Origin of the sequence: Corynebacterium uterequi, assembly GCF_001021065.1 — a bacterium.
GTDB lineage: Bacteria > Actinomycetota > Actinomycetes > Mycobacteriales > Mycobacteriaceae > Corynebacterium > Corynebacterium uterequi.
Genome location: NZ_CP011546.1, coordinates 537,009 through 554,251, shown reverse-complemented (window position 1 = coordinate 554,251; position 17,243 = coordinate 537,009). Strand labels below are relative to the sequence as shown.

Here is a 17,243-nt window from a genome sequence, read left to right as displayed (position 1 = left end):
CCCCCGGGAACCGCCGAAGGGGGAAGCCGGGTCCAAATAAAACGTGAGCCCCTTCCTCCTCGCCCCCGGAACCCGCGTCCTCGTCCGCGACGACACAACCTTACAAATCGGCCTCGACACCGCCCGCGCCAGCATCATCGAAACCCCGTGCGCACAGGCCTTGGCGCGCAGCCTGCGCTCCTGGCACCGGCCCGCGCCCCGGGACGCCGCCGTCGAATGGTTCCACGCCTCCGGGCTGCCTCGGCCGCACGCGGCGGAAGTCTTCGACGATCTGCTCGCCGCCGGGGTGCTTCGCGATGCCAGCCCCGCCTCTGTGCTCATCGTCGGCGACTCCCCGCTGGCCACCCACCTGAGCCGGCTGCTCGGCGCCGCCGGAATCTCGGTCCGCATCCCGCTGTTCCGCGAATCCCTCACCGAGGTGCTTGCCAGCGGTGGGCACCGCCGACCCACGGTGCTGGTGGATCAACTGCACCTCGACGACCGCGCTTGCCTCGACATCGTCGCCCGCAGCCCCACCATCGTGCCAGTCTCTCTGCTCGACGACCGCGGCCTCATCGGCCCGTTGCGGCTCGCTGGCCAAGGCGCCTGCCCACTGTGTGCGGCGCTGCACTTTGTCCGCCGCGATCCCATGTTTCACCTGCTCAACCGGCAGGCAGCCCAGAATGGGACAGGCACCGACGACGCTGTGGCGGTGGCCGCCACCGCAGCCGCCGCGGCCGGGGTCATCCATCGACTCCTCGGTCTCGGACACCCGGCCCTCAAAGACGTACCCGCACCCGCGGCCGGGGACTGCTGCCTCGTCACCCCGTACGAGCCGCACGCCTCGCGGCGTTTCACGCTGGCTGAGCACCCCGGCTGTCCCGCCTGCTACGCTGCCCGCGGCTAGGCGAAGGGTGCCAACACCCCCAGCAGATCCTCACCGTAGCGCTGCACCTTGACCTGGCCGATGCCCGAGATACTCAGCAGCTGCTCGATGGTCGTGGGCATCGCCTCCGCGATGGCGGTGAGCGTCGCGTCGGAGAAGACCACAAACGCAGGCACCCCGTCGGCTTTCGCGACGTCCGCCCGCCACGCCCGCAGGGCTTTGAACACTTCGACGTCCATCCCCGAAGGGCAGGACTCGTGACGCCCCAGCACCCGCTCCGCTGGCGAGTTGAGCGGCAAGGTGCACACCGAGCAGCGCCGCGCCCGCTTCGCGCGTCCGGTGGCGTTCGCCGGCTGGTCGTCGGGCACGATGCCGTCGAGAAACCGGGTCCGGGAACGAGGCTGTCCACCGCTGTGGCGCGCCTGGGACCACGAGAGGAACAGATGCTCCCGGGCGCGGGTGACACCGACATAAAACAGTCGACGCTCCTCCTCGATATGCCCCTCGCCGGCGTCGATGGCCTGCCGGTAGGGCACCATCGACTCGAACAGGCCGGTGAGGAACACCGCGTCCCACTCCAACCCCTTTGAGGCATGGAGGCTGGCCAAGGTCACCCCGTCGACGCTCGGTGGGTTGCCGTCTTTGCGGCGCTGCTCCAACACCGCCACCACGCCGCGGATGTCGATGCCCGGTCGGTCCCGAACCAGCTGTTCAACGAGGTCCACCAGCGCCTTGAGCATCTGCCAACGCTCCCGGGCCTGCACGCCCTGCGGTTGCTCCGGAGTGAGCCCCAGCGGGATGAGCGCGGCGCGGGCGATAGCCACCGGATCGTCGGGCAGGTCCGTTCGCCTGCTCGCCTCGGCCAAGTGGCGCAACGCCTGAGAGACGTCCCGGCGGGCGAAAAAGCGCTCGCCGCCACGGACCTGGTAGACGATGCCGGCGTCGTCGAGGGCCTGCTCGAAGACGGCCGACTGGCCGTTGATGCGGTACAAGATGGCGATCTCGCGCGCCGGCACCCCGTCGTCGATGAGCTGCTGGACGCGGCTGGCCACCTCGCGGGCCTCGGTCTCCTCGTCGGGGTAGCCATGGAAACTCGGATTCGGCCCCGGCGCGCGCATACCCTGCAAAGACAACCGCGTTCCTGCCGCCCGGCCCCGGGCCCGGCCGATGACGTCATTCGCCAACTCCGTGACCTGCGGGGTGGAGCGGTAGTCACGCTGCAGCTTGACGACGGCGGCGTTGGGGTAGGTGCGGGAAAAATTAAGCAGATACTCCGGGGAGGCGCCGGTGAAGGAAAAGATGGTCTGGTTAGCGTCGCCGACGACGGTGAGGTCATCGCGATCTCCCAACCAGCCCTCCAGCAGACGCTGCTGCAAGGGGGTGACGTCCTGATACTCGTCGACGACGAAGCACCGATACCGGGAGCGGAACTCCTCCGCCACCGCCGGGATACTCTCCAACGCCCCGGCCATGTGCAGCATGGTGTCGGAAAAGTCCAGCAGGATCTTCTCCGGGGTGGATTTGAGACGCTCGTATCTCCGATAGGCCTCGGCCACCGCTGCCGCACTAAACGGCGGGGTGCGGTGGTACGCGTCGACGGCGGCCGGGTACGTGTCCGGGGTGAGCAGCGTCGCCTTGGCCCAGTCGATCTCATCGCGCAAGTCGCGGATGTTCTCTCGGGTCGGGTTGAGCTTCATCCCGCGGGCGACGTCGCGCACCAGCTCCCACGAGTTCGACAGGTACTGCCACGGCACCGCACCGCCGATGTGGGGCCAAAAGTAACGAAGCTGATGGGACGCCGCCGCGTTGAACGTCTGAACATTGACCCCACCGATACCGAGGCGGTTAATGCGCTCGCGCATCTCCCCGGCAGCCCGACGGGTGAACGTCACCGCCAGCACCTGGTGTTGGGAGACAAAGCCGGCGTCGACGAGGTGCGCGATACGGTACGTGATGGTTCGGGTCTTGCCCGTTCCCGCGCCGGCCAGGATGCACACCGGCCCTCGGGGGGCGGTGGCCGCCACCCGCTGGTCCGGGTCTAACGCGTCAAGATCGATCATGCCTGCCCACCTATCGTCAGCTTCCCCGCCGCCCAGTCGTCGATCATCGCGCGGGCGATCGACCCCTTGGCGGACAGAGGGTAGTGTTCGAGCGTGTCCCGAGTGACCCAGGCGACCTCGGCGAGCTCATCATCGGTGGGCAGCGCCGGCTCCCGGTCGGTGGTCCACGCGCTGAATCCCACCATGACGGACCCACCCAGCGGCCACGGCTGGCTGCCCCAATAGGTCGGATCGCAGGCCCGCCGGCCCGTCTCCTCACCCACCTCGCGGATGAAGGCCTCCTCCAGGGACTCCCCTGTACCCACGTAGCCGGCGATGAGCGAGAAGTAATCGTGCCGGCGGTTGCGGGCCAGCAGGATCTCATCGCCGCCAGGCAGCCCGACGATGCCGATGACCGCCGGGTCAATACGGGGGAAGATAAGCCGCCCCGAGCTTCCCCGGGCGACGGCCCCGTCACTGGCGAACTCCAGCTTCGACCCGTCTCGCGGGTCGAAGTGATAGGCGTCCCGGTGAGCGAGCACCGCCAGCGCCTTGGCAACCCGACGGTCGCCGAGCAGCGGGCGGGAGTTCCGCAGCGTCAGCCCGCGCTGCGACCAAGTGGCTTCCTCGGCATCGCTCATCCGCGCCGCCCACGTCGACGCATCGACACGGACCAGGCGGGCGCGGTCGATCTCGGCGGCGACCACGGCGGGCCGGCCGGTGCCGTCGCACAGGACCCGGCCGTCCGCGCTGGTGAACAGGACCTGCCGGGAGGTCATCGGGGCAGGTTCCTGCCCGTCGTGCGGCGGATGTAGAGCAACCGGTCGCCGGGCTCGACGGTCTCCGCCTCCGGGGAGTCGATGCGATACAACTCGCCGGACCTCACGACGCCCAGCACGATGTCCGCCAGGTGGCGCGGGTTCGCGCCCACCTCGTCTTCGCCGACGATGCGCTCGGCGATGGCAAAGCCCTCGTCGGGGCTGAGCAGGTCCTCCATCATCTCCACGACGCGCGGGGTAACGGTAGCCAACCCCAGCAGGCGCCCGGCGGTCTCGGAGGAGATCACCACCGAGTCCGCGCCGGATTGTTCAAGCAGGTGTTGGTTTTCCGACTCGCGCACCGAGGCGACGATCACCGCCTTCGGTGCGATCTCTCGCACCGACAGTGTCACCAGCACCGCCGTATCATCCGAGCTCGGGGCGACGACGACGCTGCGGGCCCGGGGAACCCCGGCGATCTTGAGCACGTCCGCCTTGGTCCCGGTTCCGTGGACCGTGACTAGGCCCTGTTGTTCGGCCCGGCTGAGCACAGCCTTATTGGTATCCACGACCACGATGGTGTTTGGGGACACGCCATCGGCCAGCAGCGCCGAGACCGCCGAACGGCCCTTCGTGCCGTAGCCGATCACCACGGTGTGATTGCGCACGGTTTTCCTCCAACGTTGGATCTGCAGGGTTTTACGCGAATTCTCGGTCAGCACGGCCAGGGTGGTACCGACCAAGAGGATCAGGAACGCCACCCTAGCCGGGGTGACCACGAAGATGTTGAGCAGGCGGGCTTCCTGAGTCACCGGGGTGATATCGCCATAACCGGTCGTCGATAGCGAAACCGCGGAGTAATACAAGGCGTCCACGAAGGTGAGTGGCTCGGTGTAGCCGTCCTCGTCGAAGTACACGAGCAAGGTGATCGCCAGCGTGAGGATGGTGGCGTACAGCAGACGGCGGGCGATGAGAGCCCACGGGCTGGCCGTCACCGACCGGGGAATGTTGATAACCCCCAGCAGGGCGTGATCCGGCAGGTCGTTGAGCTCCACGTCCCCGCGGAAGCGCTCGCTAAAACTGTTTCTCACTGCCCCGCCATCCGTGTCTTTTCACTGTGATTACCTTGCAACGTTAGACCTTAGTGCCCGTCCGGCTCGCCGGAGTCTCCCGCCTCGTCGAGCAGGCGCACGAGGTCTTCCCCGTCCGGCAGGGTCGACGGTGCGAAGGTGTGGTCGGAACGCACATAGTAGAACGCCGCCGCCACGGGCATGCCGTCGTCGGCGATGCGCCGCCACGCCTCCCGATACACGGCGAGCTGAATCTCGACATCCCGGCGCGCCCGGGCCGTCGACGGCTGCTGCCCCGTCTTCCAGTCGAGCACCAGCCACGAGCCGTCAGGCTGCGCGAACACCGCATCCATCCGGCCCCTGACCATATGGCGGCCGAGAGACAGCACGAAGGGGTGTTCCACGAACGACGGCACTCGCTGCGCCCACTCGCTGCCCAAGAAAGTGGCTTTGAGTTCGGCGAGTTCGTCGGCGCTGACTGGGTCATCGCCCACGCCGGGCAGCTCGTCCGCGTCGAGCAGCGCTTGGCCCTGGGCGCGGCGTTCCAACCACTCGTGGAAGGCTGTGCCCCGCTTGGCGAACGTGTTGGGTTTGAACGGCACCGGGCGGCGCAGACGCCGGGCGAACTCGGCCGGATCCGTGCGCAGGGAGACCAGGTCGGTGGCGGTGAGCTCGCCGGGCAGGGAGACGGTGACCTCTGGGGTGGCCAGGGCGCGGTGTTCCTCAATGAGGGCGTCAACCTCGCGCTCCCAGAACTCGAAGGTCTCGCCCGGGGCTGCGGCCTCGTTGTCTCCGTTAGCGAGTCTGGCGAGGGCTTTGTAGACGTCGGTCGCGCCGCGCGCCACGTCATCGTCGACCCGGTAGGCGGGGAAGGTGCCCTCCGGCGCCGGGCGAGCGACGGCCTCAGCGTCGCCGTCGGTATCCGCGGTGAGCTGCCACGTGCCACGAAGGTCGGGATGCTGGTTGACGAGGTTGTCGAAGGGCTCGTACGGCACCTGGTCCTTTCGCGTCCGCTCGCTCTTGCTCGGGTCCCCGGAACCGCTGACCCACAACGCCTGCTTGGCGCGGGTGAGCGCCACATAGAACAAGCGTTGGGCTTCTTCCTCCTCGTCCATGCGATCCTCGCTGATGAGGGCCTCGCCGCTGTTCTTCAACTCGGTCTGGTTGTCTCCTTCCAGCAGGTCGTCCTCGCTAGGTACCAGGGCCGGCTGGGTGAGAAACGTCGACCCCTGTGCCTTGAAGGTGGACTTGTTGGCGTGCACCACGGCGAGCACGTCCCACTCCAAGCCTTTGGACTTGTGGATGGTGAGAATCTGTACCCGGTCCTCGGCAGCGGTGATTTCGCCGGACTCCAACCCGCCCTCGTGCTGCCGGGCGAGCTCAAGATAATCGAGCAATGCACCAAGCGAGCCGCCTTGGAAAGTACCAACAACCTCGGCGAACTTGTCCAGGTGAACGGCGCCAACCAGCGCGTTGACACCCGGCCGGGAAAGCACCTCCGTGCGCAGGCCAAACTCGGCTTCGATGTCGGCGAACAGGTCCGTCAGCGGCTTGCCGAGGCTGTAGGTGCGCAGGCGCCGCAGCCGAGCCGACAGCTCGTAGAGCCTCGCATAGCCCTGCTCTGAGTAGTTCTCGGGTTCCCCGAGGTCCGCAACCGCGTCGGTGAGGCCGGCGAGGTGCTCCGGCGGCGCTGCGGTGACCTCGGCCAACTCCTGGCGCAGTCGCTCCAGCGGGTCCGCCGCCACCGGCTCGCGCTCAGGCTGTCCGATAAGGTTGCGAGCGCGGCGCTGCACAGCGAGTAGATCGGCCGTGCCCAGGCCGACGAGGGGCCCGGCGAGAATGCGCAACGCGGCTGCGTTGTGCCCGGGCCGGATGAGCATCGTGGCCAACGCGACGAGGTCGGCGACCTCCGGGATGGCCAACAGGCCAGCCACTCCAACGACTTCGTTGGGGATGCCGCGTTCGGATAGCGCCTCGGAAATCGGGGCGGCGTGGCTATTCTTACGCACCAGCACCGCAGCGCTTAATGTCCGGCCCGCATCCGTGCAGGCCCGATACTCGGAGTCCATACGCTCGACGAGGGCGCTGATCTCGGCTTCGCGGCTCGGGAAGAAATGGAAGGACACGTCGCCATCAGGTGCGCCATCGCGGCTTTCCAACTCCCCGACGGGGCGGACGAACTCCCCTGTGCCGAGGGCACCGTCTCCCGCCGCCAACTGCCGCTGACGTTGATCCCTAAACAGCCCTTCCGACACGGTGTTTGCGGCGGCGAGCACCCGCACGGGATTGCGCCAGGACGTCGTGAGCTCCTTGCGCTGGGCCGGACGCAGCTTACCGGTGGCGTCGCGGGTCTGGAAGTCCTCGACGAACTTGGCGAGATTATCCATCGACGCGCCCCGGAAACGGTAGATGGACTGCATCGGGTCTCCCACCGCGGTGACGGCCACCGAGGTACCGGCCGCGCCCGCGGAACCGAAGAGGTGCGACAGCAGGATGCGTTGCGTGTGCGACGTGTCCTGATACTCGTCGAGCATGACCACCCGGTAGCGGGAGCGTTGGGACTCGGCCACTCGCGGGTGGTGAAGCGTCAATCGCGCCGCAGAGGCCATGAGTTGGTCGAAGGTGGCCACCCCGCGTGCGGCGAGCTCGGCTTCCAAATCGGCGACGAGCGGCAGCAGCTCAAGGCGTTGTTGCTGAGCCTTGATCCACTTCTCAATATCTTTGAGGTGGGTAGCACCCTTCCGCTTTCGTGCCAGCGGGGACTCCAGCAGGGTGTCCCGGAACACTCGCGTGAGTTCGGCGACCTCGTCGCGGTCCACCAGCTCAGAGTTGAATTTCTTCATCAGCTCGATGAGCCGCTCGGTGATAGTTGCCGGGGACCTGCCGCCGCTGATGGTTCCCCGGAAGGACCGCACCAGCTCGTGGGCGATGCCGTATAGCTCAGCGTCGGTGATGATGCGCACGCTCGGCTCGACGGGCGCGAGCAGGCCGAACTCCTTGACCAGTTGGTTAGCGTAGGAGTCGTAGGTCATCGCCGTCGGCTGTTGGGTCTGCAGCTTGTGGGCAAGCTCTCCCGAAGGATCGAGGTCTCGCAGCTTGGGGCTGCCGGCCAACAGCCCGAATTGCTTGCGGAAGCGCTGACCGAGCTGTTGTGCAGCCTTACGCGTAAAGGTCAGGCCAAGGACCTGGTCCGGGTCCACGTACCCGTTGGCCACGAGCCACACCACGCGGGTGGCCATGGTCTCTGTCTTGCCCGCCCCGGCGCCGGCGACGACGAGCAGCGGCTCCATGCCCGTGGCGATGACGTCGGCCTGCTGATCGGTGGGCACCCGCTCGCCGCCGAAGAGCACTTGGGAGAGAAGCTGCGGGGAAATCTGGCTAGGCATTGATGATCACGCGTCCTTCGAGCTTGACGGGGCAGATGGCGCTGATGCGGCAGTATTGGCAGTGCGCACCCTCGCGGGCGACGAGCTCGGGGCCCGTCAGAGCCGCTACCGCCGCGGGAAGCTCGGCGGCAAAGTGCGCGAGGAACTCCGGCTCCAGCGCGCTCTGTTCCCGCCGGCCCGGTTGTCCTTTGGCGTCGGGCTGCGCCGGGAAGAGGAGTTGGGCACCGGCACGCCGGATCGGTTCGCCGCCCTCAGCCGCGGCTACGACGCGGCCCTGGCGCAGCACACCCCGGCTCAGCGCGAGTTGATAGGCGGCGAGCTGTAGGTTCTCCTGCACCGCGTCCTTCGTCGGGAGGGACGCTGCGGTTTTCAGGTCGACGATGCGCACCGCACCGTCGCCGTCTCGATCGAGGCGGTCAATTCTGCCGGCGATCTCCACCCCATCGGTGACCATGACGTTCACCGGAACCTCGGTGCCCACCAGCTCAAGCCGTCCGCCGCCAGCGCCGAGCCAGGCATCGATTGCGCCGAGCAGCTGTGCGAAGTCTTCCTTGAGCGACGCGAGCCGCCACTGTGGCTCGTCAAGAATCTCTGCGAAGGCCTCGCAGGTCAGCCCCCGTGCCAGTTCCTGGTCCACGCCGTTCGCGACTGCCTCGAAGTAAGCGTGGGCCAGGGTGCCGCGGTCTGCGGCCAGCCGCGAGTGGTCCTCGTCCTCCACGCTGCCCAGCACCGCGGATAGCGGGCACTGAAGGAGCTTCTCCAGCTTCGACGGGGACAGGCGCGCAGGCCGGGAAAGGTCGCGCAGCGGGACTTCGGTCGACGCGGTGGTCGTGCTTGCCCAGGAGTCGGGGTGGGCGCCGGGCACACCGGCAGCCGCCAGTCGAGCGAGCTGCCGGGCCGCTTGCCGGCGGGCGTCGTCGCGGGCCTGTGGGTCGCACACGCAGCGGCGCAGCTCGGCGATAAGCGAGCTGGGGGCAAGGATCCGCGGGCCGAGCAGCCCCGGCACAGCGGCGCCCGGAGCGTCGTCATGGTCGGTCGCGCTCGCGGCCTCCGTGGCGGCCGTCGCGCCGGCCGGGGGCTCCCCGATTTCCTCGATCTCAAGTTCGCACGCGGCGGCGAACTCCTCAATGAAACGCGACGCCTCGAGCGGGGTGTTGGACTCCACATTCTGCACGCAGGTCACGAGCAAAAACCGGCGCGCCCGGGTAGTCGCGACCCGAAAGAGCCGCCGCTCCTCCTGCAGCCGGGCCTCGGTGTGGGACACCGGGGTTCCTGGCTCAATGTCCGAGTCCAGGAGATCGAGCAGCTCCTCCTGGCCGAAGAGGGAACCTGTTTCCCCGAGGCTGGGCCAGGTCTCCTCCTGCACGCCGGCGACCACCACCGTGTCAAACTCCCGACCCAGCGACCCGTGGGCGGTCAGCAGCCGGACGGCATCGGGGCCAGCTACCCGCCGGTCGCGCACCCCCGTGGGCAGTTCCTGCTCGCGAACGTGGCGCACAAAGGCCTCGATGGTGGCGCCGCCGGGGTGGCGTTCCACGAAGTCACCGGCGACGTCGAAGAGCGCCATCACCGCGTCGAGGTCTCGGTCCGCCTGGGATCCGGTGGCGCCACCGCGTAGAGCCGCGGTCTGGAGCCGGGTAGCCAGCTCCGTGGCGTTCCACAGTGCCCACAGCACCTCCTCAATGCTGCCGCCAGCGTCGACGGCGGCGCGGGTAGCGTCGAGCACCCGGCGCATGCGGTTAAGGATCGCCAGCTCACGCTCGGTGAGGGTGCTCCCAAAGTCCGGCAGCGCGTCAGTGCTATCCACCAGGGAGGTGAGGGTGTCCATGCCGCGGGCGGCCGGAGCGAAGCGGCGCAGACCGCGAATAAGGCGGCGCAGAGTCACCGGGTCCGCCCCACCCACCGGCCCGAGTAGCACGTCCAACAGCTCGGAATCGGTCAGCCCGGTAGTCACCGCTTTTAGCCCCAGCAGGATGGTCCGTACAAGGTGCTGCTCGGACAAGACGATGTCCGTGGGGTTAACGTGGACGGGCACTTTCGCGGCCAGGAGGGTACGCCGGACTGCCTCAATCTGGGCGGTGGAGCGCACAATCACGGCGATGTCCCGCCACGCGACCCGCTGCTCAAGGTGCGCACGCCGCACAGCGTCCGCCACCGTGGCGTTTTCTGCGCTCACCGAGGTGGCCCGCACAACCCGGCGCGCGGGGTCGCGCCGCGACGGACCCAGGTCGATGAGCGTGCCGGGAATGTTCTCGAAGACCTCGGCATCCGCGCCGCGGAAACGGAACACGGCGTGCTCGCTGTTGCCTCCGTAGACGACGAGACCGTCGTCGCCCAACGGGGCGATGCGCTCGATAAGTGCCGCGGAGTGCGGGTCTAAGTTCTGGGCATCATCCACGACCACGGTATGCCAATCGCGCGGCAATTCCTCCTCCAAGACCCGGGACAGCAGCTCCGAGGCCGAGTAGCGATGGGTCCCACTGAGCGCCATGACTTGCTCGTATTCCCTGAGAAAAGTGCCGGCACTGGTCCACAGCGGCCGGGCGTGGCGCCGTCCGAGCTCTTCTAAGTCCTCCGGGGATTGGCCGCGCTCGGCGGCCCGAAGCAGCAGGTCCCGAAGCTGGCGCGCGAATCCGAGGAAACGCAGCGCCGGGCGAACATCCGCCGGCCAGACAGCCTGTTTGTGTTCGGCATGGATATCCAACAGCTCGCGGATAATGGCGTCCTGCTCCGCGCCGGTGATAAGCCGGATCGGTTCGTCACTGACCTGCCGCAGCAGCGAAAAGGCCAGCGAGTGCACCGAGCGGACTAAGGGCGCCTCGGCGACGAAGGAGGCGCCGCCGGCCCGGCTGAGGAGCTGCTCGTGGATGCCGGAACGCAGTCCCGCCGCAGATTCTTTAGAGGTGGCGACGACGAGCACCCCGTCCGGCGATGCCCCAGCGGCAAGCCGGTTGGCCACCGTGTCGATCAAGAAGCTGCTCACGCCGGAGCCGGACTGGCCGGTAACCTTCCACCGCCCCGTCAGCGGCAGGTCCGCTGGCCAGTCACGGACGGGCGTGGAGCCGTCAGATACCGAAACCTCGGTCCCCACGAGGCGGACCCGCGGGGTGGCGGTTGCGAGGGGTGGTTGGCTATCTAATCGTGGAGTCACGCCCTATAGTGTGGCAGCACGCCGCGACACCAGTGTGTCCAACACCCCCGCAATATTCGAACGGATATTCGGCTTGCCGTGCGGGTGGGCAATATTAACCAGCTCCCGGTACTTCACGAAGCGCAACACCAGTTCGTCCAGCCGCGGGATGTGGGCGAAACGGTCGAGGACGCCAACGTCGACTCCACCGTCGGCCGTCGCGATGAGCCCATCGGCGATAGCTAAAGCGGCCGTGGCTCCCGCCGGACGCAAGGTGGCGAAGGGCACAATGTCGCTGAGGCCGGGGCACGCTTCCCCGTCGTATAACGTCGTTGCCAGCAGGTCGGCGTGTCCGACCTGCACCGGGGCGTCGATGGCACCGAACTCTCGATCACCCCACGCCCACGCGTCGAGCTCCGCCTGGGCGAAAACGTCCGTGCGCTCCACCCCGGTCGGACCGGTCACCCCATGCAAGGCGTCTGCCAGGCGCAACGCCACCGCCACTGTTTCGTCGAGGCGAATCTCCGGGCGCCCTGGGACGTACCCAGAAGCCATCCACCCGGCGACGACGAACCGTCCGTCAGTGGCCCGGGCCGGCTTGGCGATCGCCAGACCGTCGACCTGCATCTTGTCGCGCAGTGTGGCCGACCAGTGGGAGGTAGCCGTCGCCTCCGAGTAGACCACGTCCCCGATACGCACGCCGTTGCCCCAGGCCGGTCCGGCGGGCGTGGCTGCCGCCACGTCGGCGTCGGCCGCCCCGAAGGCCGTGAGCACGCGTCCCGGGATCATTCGGCCGTCTCCGGAACCGGGGCGACCGACACGGCTTCGGCGGCACTTTGCGGAACCCCCGGCGCGGGCGCCGTCGCGGTCGGGTACGGCCAGCCGTTGTAGCGGCACACCTTACCGTCGGCGCTGTAGACATCCCCGGGTGAGATCTTCGCCAGATCGTCGTTGCTCAGGCTGATGGTCTGCTGCATCATGATTGGCGCCAATTCGCCGTCGACGCTGCAGGGCTGGTGCTGCTCATAGCCGAGCGCGTGACCCACCTCATGGTTGATGAGATACTGCTGGTAGGTGCCGATATTGCCCTCGAAGGGGACCGCGCCGCGCACCCACCGCGAGTGGTTGAGGTAGACGTTGTCCTCGATCCGGCACGACGTCTCCAGCTTAATGGTCGTGCCACACAAGTCGGCCACCGTCTTAGAACTCACCAGCCTGATGGTCAAGGTGCGTTCCGCGTCCGGCGCCACGTGCTCCAGCCGGAACTGCGGATCGTTGGTCCAGCCGCGCGGATCAAGCAGCGTTGAATCGATCATGCGGGCCACCGCGTCGTCCCCACCCTGACCGGTGGTATCCACCCCATTTTCCACTTCGATGACGTAGCGGACGATGTTCTCGCGGCCTTCCCCAGCCGCGGCTCCAGGGGTACCGATGGGCCGGTACGTGCCGTCGCCGGATTCGGCGTAGGGTCCGCCCTCCGGCAGGTCAAAGATAGAGAGGTCGGCCGGCGACAGTGTCGCGGGATCCGGGCCGACCATCGCGGTCGGCGAGGCCTCGGGCGACGACGGCGCCGGCGTGGCCTGCAGAGAGGCGTCCGGGGACGTGATGATGTCAACGAGGATCCACACGGTGATGATCGTCAGCACCGGGATGGCGTAGGCACGCCATCCGAATTCGTCGACGAAACTTCTGATCCTTTGCATCCTCGCCAGCCTAGGCGCCGCCGAAACCCACCGCGGGGCGATGAGCGGAACCAACCTCGACGTAGGCGACCTCCTCCGCGTTGATGAAGTAGGCGCGGCCCTTGTTGTCGACTAGCTGGAAGAACTCACCGTCCTTCAACGCGCCGCCGATACGCGCCACGATCTCATCGCGATCATCTCCCGAGTCAAGCACCAATTCGCGCTGGTTCTCGGAAAATCCAATCTTGATATCCATACGTTCAGTCCAATCGTGGGGTTGCTCGTTCTCCAGGGGTTAGGAACCATCATAGGCGCCACCCACTAGAGTAGAACTTGTGTCTGCCCAAAATACCTTCGCCGAACTAGGCGTTGCAGCGGAAATCTGTTCCGCACTGGCGCAACGCGGCATCACCCACCCCTTCGCCATCCAGGAGCTGACGCTACCGCTGGCGCTGAAGGGTACGGACCTCATCGGCCAGGCGCGTACCGGCATGGGTAAGACCCTCGGCTTCGGCATCCCGCTCATTGACCGGGTATTTGACGACGCCGACATCGCTGAGCTTGACGGCACCCCTCGCGCCCTCGTCGTGGTGCCAACGCGGGAGCTGGCCGTGCAGGTGGCCGACGATCTCACCCACGCGGCGTCGCAGACTCCGGTGCGGATCACCACCATCTACGGCGGCCGGCCGTACGAGGAGCAAATCGAGACGCTTGAGGCCGGCGTGGACGTCGTCGTCGGCACGCCGGGGCGCCTGCTAGATTTGAGCCGCCGCGGAGATCTCAAGCTCAGCGAAGTGGCTGTGCTCGTGCTCGACGAGGCCGATGAGATGCTCGACCTCGGCTTCCTGCCCGACATCGAGAAACTGCTGGCGTCGCTGACCCACCAGCACCAGACGATGCTCTTCTCCGCGACGATGCCGGGCGAGATCCTCATCCTCGCACGCACCTTCATGACCAAGCCGGTGCACATCCGGGCCGAGGACCCCGGCGAGGCCAGCACCCACGAGACCACGAAGCAGGTGGTGTTCCAATCCCACCGAATGGACAAGGTGGCGGTGATCGCCAAAACGCTCCAGGCGCCCGACCGGGGCCGGACCATTATCTTCGTGCGCACGAAGCGCAGCGCCGCGCGCCTCGTAGGCGACCTCGCCCAGCTGGGGCACTCCGTCGGCGCCGTGCATGGCGATATGGGGCAGCCCGCCCGCGAAAAATCGCTCAACGCCTTCCGCACCAAGGAGATTGAGGTGCTCGTCGCCACCGACGTGGCGGCTCGCGGCATCGACGTCTCCGACGTCACCCACGTCATCAACTACGAGGTCCCGGACGATCCCAAGACCTACGTCCACCGCATCGGCCGCACCGGCCGGGCAGGGCAGTCGGGCACGGCGGTTACCCTCGTCGGCTACGATGAGCTGCCCAAATGGCAAGCGATCAACGACGAACTGTCCCTGGGGTTGCCCGAGCCGCCGCAGTGGTTCTCCAACTCCCCCGAGCTGCGCGAAGCGATCGGCTTCCCGCCCGGCGCCGCTGACCGGGTCGGTCCCCCGCGGGCTGTGTTCGGCGGCGGAGACCGCATCAAGGAAAAGCGCCGGGGTCGATGAGCCCACGCGCAGTCCCGGTGTTGCGGCGCACGCGAGGGGACGTGGCGGCAGCCGCTGCGCTGACACTCGTCGCAATCACGGCCGTGGCCACCGCCTGGCTGAGCGCCCCAGTGCGCGACGTGGCACACTCCCCGGCGTCGACGACGCCACCGCCGTTGGCCGCCTCCGCGGCGCGGGATGCCACTCTGCCCGACAACCTCACGGAACTCTACACAGCCCCCGCCGCTGAACTGGAAGGGGTGTACCGCCCCGTGGTGGCGCAGGGGCTCATCATCAGCCACGACCGCCACGCGGTGCGCGCCCTCGCGCCCGACGGTAAGCAGGTGTGGTCCTACGCCCGGTCAGACCGCGAGATCTGCTCCCTCGGCGAGGCGTGGACAGATGTGGTGGTGACCTTCCGCGGCCCGGCCGGCTGCGGCGACGTTGTCTCCCTCGACGCGCTGACCGGGCAGTATTCCGCCACCCGCAGCGCCGTTGCCCCGGACACCGTCGCCGCCGTGCGCTCGAACGACCGCGTGGGAACCGTCTCCGAACAGCGCGTCGAGCTGTGGCGTTCAGATTTGGTGCGCACCGTTGAGTACGGCGACGTCGAAGCGCCGCAGGAGCCGGAGATGCAGCCGCACGCGTCGTGCCGCATCACTTCGGCGTTGACCCGTACCGAGCTGCTGGCGGTCACGGAGGTGTGCCCCGACGCCCCGGAGCAGACCCAGCTGAGATTGCAAGACGTCACCCCGGAGGACTCCCGGAAGCCAGAGATCCACGTGAGCATCCCGCTGCCGTCGCCCGACGCGACGCTGGTCGCCGTCGGCGAAAAGGCCGCGGCGGTGTACCTTCCGCACGATGGCGCAGCGGAGATCGTCTCCTACGATCTTGCCGGGGCGGAGCTGGCCCGGTCCGCCGCCGCCGACGCCCCGTTGCTCAGCGACCCGGCCCGCGCGCTCGCCCCGGCCACCGCAGACCTCCCGCACCACATGACGTGGTTCGACGGCTCCCGGCTCTACCTCTTTGACCCGGTGACGCTGCGCACCAGCCTGGTGGTGGAGGATGTCCTCGGGACCGGCGCCCCGGCCGGCGACGGTCACGTGGTGGTGCCGACCGCGACCGGGTTGTCGGTGGTGGACACCGTTTCCGGTGAGGTCACCGACGCTGCGACGGTACCCCGGCCCAGTAGTGGCGAGGTCTATGTGGCGATCGCCGCGGACGTGCTGGTGGAGCGCCGCGGCGGTGAGCTCGTGGTGCTGGGAACACCGCGCTAGCGAAGCGCTAGTACTGGGCTAGTACTGGGCAGCGGCGTAGCCCATGGATTCGGGATGGAGGGTGCCAACGATGCCCACCAGCGCCGACGCCGCGGTGACGATGGCCAAGGGCCACATCGACGCGCTGACCATGTACCACGCGCAGCCGAGGAGGATCGCCTGCATGAGGATGATGAGGCCACGGCCCCAGACTCGGCCCCGCAAGGCCGCGACGGCCGCCGCGAACATGGCGCCGAATGCGATGAGGAGGAAGATGGCGGTGCCGGTTCCGATCCATTGGGCGGCGGCGGTGTCGGACACCACGGCCTCGGAGGAGCTCGTCGTGAGGTCTTTGCCGATGAGATAGATGGAGTAGCCGAAGGCGCACAGGGCCTGAATGATGGCGGCGATGGCCGCCGCCTTGAGGGGGGCAGGGACGAGGCGGGGCGAGGTAGTCACGGTTGTTTAGTCTATCCACCTGGCTCGATACCCTCACGACCAGCCGGAGGTTAGGTTAGCCTTTGCTACCTACATTCTGGTGTAACGATTTGACCTAACGGCGGTTTTAACCCTTCCCGGATAGCGGCAATAAGGCCAGGTCAGAACGCTGCGGACGCGGCACCAATGGCGATGCCATCACCCTTGAACCGTAGCGCATAGGTCCTCATTTTTGTGAGTTTGGTCACTTTTTGTGCTCTACCCCTAGCGAACCTTGAGCGAACATGTCATTATTCACGGGTAGCAAAAACGACGGCCCGTTGAATCGGACCTCAACTTTGGACCATCACAAAGTTAACGCCACGTAAACGGTAGCGCTGGGAACCACCCACCTCACCGTCGCCAGGGGGGCACCGCCGCCCACCCAGTCGTGGCATCTACCCTGCGCAGCCTCTGACGAGGCGGGTTTGGTGGTGCGCGCATGACATCGAAGAACCCACGAAGCACCCATCGGTAGCGCCGACCACATCCCGCGCGCCACCACTTAAGAAAGGACACACGTACCATGGATTGGCGCCACGAAGCTGTTTGCCGCGACGAAGACCCGGAGCTGTTCTTCCCCGTCGGCAACTCTGGCCCCGCCCTGACCCAGATCGCCAAGGCCAAGCTGGTGTGCAACCGCTGCCCCGTCTCCTCCATGTGCCTGAAGTGGGCGCTGGAAACCGGCCAGGACGCCGGCGTCTGGGGCGGACTCTCCGAGGAGGAGCGTCGAGCCCTCAAGCGCGCGAACCGCCGCGCCCGCACCAGCCGCGTGCGCATCCCCGCCTAGCCCAACACCGGCTTCTTCGATCGTCATTCGCGCCCCTATTTTGGGCCACGGCGATCCCTGCTACTACAGTTGGGCTCCAGTTGATCAACTTACGTAACAAGGAGAGCACCATGAGCAAGCGTGGCCGCAAGCGCAAGTCTCGTCGCAAGGGTGGAGCCAACCACGGCAAGCGTCCCAACGCCTAACAAGCGTCGAGCAGCAAAAACTCCC

Annotated in this window: 14 protein-coding genes; 5 read left to right on the top strand and 9 right to left on the bottom strand. The window is 67.4% G+C overall.

The window, feature by feature from the left end; translation table 11 throughout:
* Positions 1 to 43 precede the first annotated feature (43 nt).
* Positions 44 to 886 (top strand): hypothetical protein, encoded by an 843-nt coding sequence (locus tag CUTER_RS02610; RefSeq protein ID WP_052843994.1) that lies wholly within the window; start codon positions 44 to 46, stop codon positions 884 to 886.
* Here CUTER_RS02610 and CUTER_RS02605 read toward each other — a convergent pair.
* From CUTER_RS02605 to CUTER_RS02570, 8 genes are read right to left on the bottom strand one after another with little or no spacing between them, the layout of a single operon-like run.
* The gene (locus CUTER_RS02605) at positions 883 to 2,925 is read right to left on the bottom strand and encodes an ATP-dependent helicase (RefSeq protein ID WP_047259122.1); all 2,043 of its coding nucleotides are present in this window, start codon (positions 2,923 to 2,925) and stop codon (positions 883 to 885) included. The two genes, CUTER_RS02610 and CUTER_RS02605, sit on opposite strands and share 4 nt — an antisense overlap.
* A complete protein-coding gene (locus CUTER_RS02600) occupies positions 2,922 to 3,683 on the bottom strand; it encodes an NAD(+) diphosphatase (protein WP_052843993.1) in 762 nt (253 codons plus the stop codon). The genes CUTER_RS02605 and CUTER_RS02600 overlap by 4 nt, the downstream gene beginning before the upstream one ends.
* Positions 3,680 to 4,753, bottom strand: coding sequence for a potassium channel family protein (locus tag CUTER_RS02595; RefSeq protein WP_047259121.1), 1,074 nt, complete (start codon positions 4,751 to 4,753; stop codon positions 3,680 to 3,682). The genes CUTER_RS02600 and CUTER_RS02595 overlap by 4 nt, the downstream gene beginning before the upstream one ends.
* Before the next feature lie 50 nt (positions 4,754 to 4,803).
* Positions 4,804 to 8,118, bottom strand: a complete 3,315-nt coding sequence (locus tag CUTER_RS02590; protein WP_047259120.1) for an ATP-dependent helicase — start codon at positions 8,116 to 8,118, stop codon at positions 4,804 to 4,806.
* Entirely contained in the window at positions 8,111 to 11,269 is a 3,159-nt protein-coding gene (locus tag CUTER_RS02585) for an ATP-dependent DNA helicase (protein WP_082121235.1), read from the bottom strand. Before CUTER_RS02585 ends, CUTER_RS02590 begins: the two co-directional genes overlap by 8 nt.
* A gap of 3 nt (positions 11,270 to 11,272) precedes the next feature.
* Complete coding sequence (locus CUTER_RS02580) at positions 11,273 to 12,037, bottom strand: hypothetical protein (protein WP_052843992.1); 765 nt, start codon at positions 12,035 to 12,037, stop codon at positions 11,273 to 11,275.
* The gene (locus tag CUTER_RS02575) at positions 12,034 to 12,951 is read right to left on the bottom strand and encodes a DUF3152 domain-containing protein (RefSeq protein ID WP_082121234.1); all 918 of its coding nucleotides are present in this window, start codon (positions 12,949 to 12,951) and stop codon (positions 12,034 to 12,036) included. The genes CUTER_RS02580 and CUTER_RS02575 overlap by 4 nt, the downstream gene beginning before the upstream one ends.
* A gap of 10 nt (positions 12,952 to 12,961) precedes the next feature.
* The gene (locus CUTER_RS02570) at positions 12,962 to 13,186 is read right to left on the bottom strand and encodes a DUF3107 domain-containing protein (RefSeq protein WP_047259118.1); all 225 of its coding nucleotides are present in this window, start codon (positions 13,184 to 13,186) and stop codon (positions 12,962 to 12,964) included.
* Positions 13,187 to 13,265: 79 nt separating this feature from the next.
* On the opposite strand from CUTER_RS02570, the gene CUTER_RS02565 reads away from it, so the two are divergent.
* Together CUTER_RS02565 and CUTER_RS02560 are read left to right on the top strand one after the other, a co-directional pair.
* Positions 13,266 to 14,531, top strand: a complete 1,266-nt coding sequence (locus CUTER_RS02565; RefSeq protein ID WP_047259117.1) for a DEAD/DEAH box helicase — start codon at positions 13,266 to 13,268, stop codon at positions 14,529 to 14,531.
* Positions 14,528 to 15,787, top strand: a complete 1,260-nt coding sequence (locus CUTER_RS02560) for an Rv3212 family protein (protein WP_047259116.1) — start codon at positions 14,528 to 14,530, stop codon at positions 15,785 to 15,787. Before CUTER_RS02565 ends, CUTER_RS02560 begins: the two co-directional genes overlap by 4 nt.
* A gap of 18 nt (positions 15,788 to 15,805) precedes the next feature.
* Here the strand turns inward: CUTER_RS02560 and CUTER_RS02555 are convergent, their stop codons facing one another.
* Positions 15,806 to 16,225, bottom strand: a complete 420-nt coding sequence (locus tag CUTER_RS02555) for a hypothetical protein (protein ID WP_047259115.1) — start codon at positions 16,223 to 16,225, stop codon at positions 15,806 to 15,808.
* Positions 16,226 to 16,769: 544 nt separating this feature from the next.
* On the opposite strand from CUTER_RS02555, the gene CUTER_RS02550 reads away from it, so the two are divergent.
* Together CUTER_RS02550 and CUTER_RS12040 are read left to right on the top strand one after the other, a co-directional pair.
* Positions 16,770 to 17,033, top strand: coding sequence for a WhiB family transcriptional regulator (locus tag CUTER_RS02550; protein ID WP_047259114.1), 264 nt, complete (start codon positions 16,770 to 16,772; stop codon positions 17,031 to 17,033).
* 110 nt (positions 17,034 to 17,143) lie between these two features.
* The gene (locus CUTER_RS12040) at positions 17,144 to 17,218 is read left to right on the top strand and encodes a 50S ribosomal protein bL37 (protein WP_407919175.1); all 75 of its coding nucleotides are present in this window, start codon (positions 17,144 to 17,146) and stop codon (positions 17,216 to 17,218) included.
* Positions 17,219 to 17,243: the final 25 nt, after the last annotated feature.

What these genes read in the sequence shown, in the direction of transcription:
- CUTER_RS02605 (WP_047259122.1), bottom strand. Translation starts at nt 2,925, where the DNA reads ATGATCGATCTTGACGCGTTAGACCCGGACCAGCGGGTGGCGGCCACC.
- CUTER_RS02580 (WP_052843992.1), bottom strand. Translation starts at nt 12,037, where the DNA reads ATGATCCCGGGACGCGTGCTCACGGCCTTCGGGGCGGCCGACGCCGAC.
- CUTER_RS02550 (WP_047259114.1), top strand. Translation starts at nt 16,770, where the DNA reads ATGGATTGGCGCCACGAAGCTGTTTGCCGCGACGAAGACCCGGAGCTG.
- CUTER_RS02560 (WP_047259116.1), top strand. Translation starts at nt 14,528, where the DNA reads ATGAGCCCACGCGCAGTCCCGGTGTTGCGGCGCACGCGAGGGGACGTG.
- CUTER_RS02570 (WP_047259118.1), bottom strand. Translation starts at nt 13,186, where the DNA reads ATGGATATCAAGATTGGATTTTCCGAGAACCAGCGCGAATTGGTGCTT.
- CUTER_RS02590 (WP_047259120.1), bottom strand. Translation starts at nt 8,118, where the DNA reads ATGCCTAGCCAGATTTCCCCGCAGCTTCTCTCCCAAGTGCTCTTCGGC.
- CUTER_RS02600 (WP_052843993.1), bottom strand. Translation starts at nt 3,683, where the DNA reads ATGACCTCCCGGCAGGTCCTGTTCACCAGCGCGGACGGCCGGGTCCTG.
- CUTER_RS02575 (WP_082121234.1), bottom strand. Translation starts at nt 12,951, where the DNA reads ATGCAAAGGATCAGAAGTTTCGTCGACGAATTCGGATGGCGTGCCTAC.